General features: G+C 49.3%; 3 protein-coding genes. 2 read left to right on the top strand and 1 reads right to left on the bottom strand.

Going from position 1 to position 2,926, the window contains the following annotated elements; translation table 11 throughout:
• Positions 1-52: 52 nt before the first annotated feature.
• The gene (locus PEL01S_RS34010) at positions 53-598 is read right to left on the bottom strand and encodes a helix-turn-helix domain-containing protein (RefSeq protein WP_127463353.1); all 546 of its coding nucleotides are present in this window, start codon (positions 596-598) and stop codon (positions 53-55) included.
• A 332-nt stretch (positions 599-930) separates the two neighbouring features.
• Here PEL01S_RS34010 and PEL01S_RS34005 point away from each other — a divergent pair, with 332 nt between their 5' ends.
• Both PEL01S_RS34005 and PEL01S_RS34000 read left to right on the top strand, forming a co-directional pair.
• Positions 931-1,827 (top strand): MBL fold metallo-hydrolase, encoded by an 897-nt coding sequence (locus PEL01S_RS34005; protein ID WP_127463351.1) that lies wholly within the window; start codon positions 931-933, stop codon positions 1,825-1,827.
• Complete coding sequence (locus tag PEL01S_RS34000) at positions 1,812-2,861, top strand: alpha/beta hydrolase (protein ID WP_338121941.1); 1,050 nt, start codon at positions 1,812-1,814, stop codon at positions 2,859-2,861. Before PEL01S_RS34005 ends, PEL01S_RS34000 begins: the two co-directional genes overlap by 16 nt.
• Positions 2,862-2,926 lie beyond the last annotated feature (65 nt).

Here is a 2,926-nt window from a genome sequence, read left to right as displayed (position 1 = left end):
GTTCTACCTCCATGAATCATTTTTAGAGTTTTTCGGAATCACTACTTTCCTCTCAAAAAGTAGGCGGAGTAGCAACTGCTATTAGCAGCGTTTCGCCTTCCCAGATATTCCTATAACTATGGGGGATTCTGGCATCATAATAGATGCTGTCCCCTTCTTCGAGCGTATAACGTTCATTTCCAAGCACAAACTCCAGTCGCCCGGAGTGAACAAATAGAAATTCCTCGCCATCGCTATGGCCGACGCCGATGTCGCCGTAGGCTGCTCCTTCTTCCAACACTCCCCATATCGGTCCCATCCGGTTGCTGCTTCCTTGACTGAGCGCGTACCAGGTAATACGGGATCCCTCGGAATGCACCAAAGGTTTGCGCTCGTTTTTTCTAACGACAATGCTTCGCTTCTCCTCGCCGAACAAATCGGTAAAATTCACGTTTAATGCATTCGCTATGCGCTTCAGAACACTGATGGACGGATTCGCCTTATCGCGTTCAATTTCACTGAGAAAAGATAAGGATACAGAGGCTGCTTGAGCTACCTTCTTGAGCGTTAATTTCTGTTTTTTTCGCGTGCCTCGAATGGCTTCGCCGATCGAATTCATATGCAAGCCTCCTAAATTTTCGTTATCTTTTCGCTATCAGCGAAATTTATATCTTTATAATAGGCGTAAACATGAGCAATATCAAGCCCTTTCACTAGGACGGAATTACGGTGCAAAAACGTTGATTTTGCGCCATTATTGGACTACTATTTAATCAAGGTTGACGAACGAATTTTACCCGGGTATCTGAACATCGTTCATCTCAACAGAATCATTTTCATTTACAGCGAAATTTTTTAAGGGTAACGAGATACGAATCACAACACTGCAACGGTTTCCTTGTTATCCGAGTTCATAGAAACATTGTCAGAAGGATGAAAGGGGCTTAAAGAATGACTGCCAAAAATCCCAAGGTCTATCGAGTAGGTGATGTAACCGTTACGCGTGTCACGGAGATGATGCTTGACGGTGTTCCGCCAGAAGTATATTTTCCGGGATCGTGGGACCCCCTGTTCCTGGAGGAGAATCGAAACTCTCTTCCGGCTGGCCTGATCGATGGCAATTCTCAGCTTATCGTCAGCATTGGAACGTGGGTGGTGAAGACCCCGAAGCATACGATTCTTATCGATACAGCTACAGGAAACGATAAAAACTTGCCTTTAAATCCCGATCTCGCCAATCTCCAGCTTCCCTATCTCGAGCGGCTGAAGGAGGCGGGGGTTACGCCGGAGGAAGTGGACTACGTTCTGCTGACGCATCTGCATGTGGACCATGTCGGTTGGAATACAAAGCTTGTGGACGGAAAATGGGTGCCGACCTTCCCCAATGCCAAATACGTATTTCCGCTCGCAGAGCAACAATATTACTCCAGCGAGGCCAGCCACAACAAAGCAAACGAAGCAAATTTTAACGTTTACGAAGAAAGCGTATTGCCTGTTGTTGAAGCCGGCTTAACGCAGACCATTGGCCCTGAGGGCGGAGAATTTCTTAATCTATTCAAATTCATTCCGACACCCGGCCACAGCATCGGCCAAATGTCCATCCGGCTTAAATCCGGCGGAGAAGAAGCTTTATTTGGCGCCGATGTGATGCATCATCCGTTTCAAGTCTATAATCCGGAATGGAATTCCATGTACTGCGAATTTACCGATCAAGCGCGTATTTCACGGCTCCGGGTGCTGGAATCCGTAGCAGATCGCCAGGTCATTTATTTCAGTACGCATTTCCCCGGAAGCGCGGCGGGATACGTGACCCGCAGCGGGACGGGATACAAGTGGGACTTTATTTAATACGACCTGACAACAAAACACAATACGGAAGGTGTTTAGCTATGACAACCTATCTTAATAATATCCATATCGTGACCGAAGACTTGCGTATCCCGAGCGATACGCCCGGAATCGAGCTTTATGTGCGAAATAAACGTCCGGCTTCCATGAATACCTTCTCTAACGAAAAAACAATCGTGATGGTTCATGGCGCTACCTATCCAATTGGCAGTCTGTACGATGTGGAGCTGGATGGATTCACTTTTCTGGACTACCTTGCCAGCCATGGCTATGACGTGTATGCCGTGGACGTTCGCGGCTACGGCGGCTCGACAAGACCGCCCGAGATGGAGCAGCCTGCCGACCTTAATCCGCCGCTTGTCCGCACGGAGACAGGGGTCCGGGATTTTGGTGCAGCCATAGACTACGTTCTGAAACGCCGGAATTTAACGAAGGTCAACGTACTGGGGATGTCTTGGGGAGGAACGGTTGCGGGAGCTTATACCAGCCGAAACAACGATAAAGTAAACAAGCTTACGCTTGTCGCTCCGCAATGGCTAAGCTCCAAACCGGTTCCGATCGATACCGGAGGACCGCTTGGTTCGTATCGCCTTGTTGCTGTCGGCAGCACGATGGAACGCTGGCTAAGCGCCGCACCGGAACATAAACGCGGCGATCTGATTCCGGATGGCTGGTTTGAACAATGGGTCAACGCCACTCTTGCTTCTGACCCGGGGAGCCTAACCGATCATCCTGAGCATATCCGGGCGACCAACGGCCCTATCCTGGATATCCGCGAATACTGGACGGCTGGCAAAGCTTTCTATGATCCTAAGGATATTACGGTTCCCGTCCTTCTTGTCCATGCCGAGTGGGATATCGATGTCCCTCTTGAATTGGCTCAGCATTTCTTCACTTCCCTGACAGGAGCTGCCTATCGCCGCTGGGTTGAAATCGGTGAAGGGACGCATATGGTCCTTCTGGAGAAAAACAGACTTCAGGCTTTTCAAGCCATCCGCGGATTCCTGGATGAAGCGTACGCACCGGCGAAATAAAGCTTCCGCTGTACGAGCGGACTTTAGGATTAAATCGCTTGCCTAATGAGAGGCCCGCGGCATTG

This window comes from Paenibacillus elgii NBRC 100335 (genome assembly GCF_004000865.1).
Taxonomy (GTDB): Bacteria; Bacillota; Bacilli; order Paenibacillales; family NBRC-103111; genus Paenibacillus_G; species Paenibacillus_G elgii.
The sequence above is the reverse complement of the archived record's forward strand: the minus strand, read 5'-3'. Positions and strand labels throughout refer to the sequence as shown.

Excerpts from the sequence above, each read along its gene's own strand:
- PEL01S_RS34005 (WP_127463351.1), top strand. The coding sequence starts at position 931 with ATGACTGCCAAAAATCCCAAGGTCTATCGAGTAGGTGATGTAACCGTT.
- PEL01S_RS34010 (WP_127463353.1), bottom strand. The coding sequence starts at position 598 with ATGAATTCGATCGGCGAAGCCATTCGAGGCACGCGAAAAAAACAGAAA.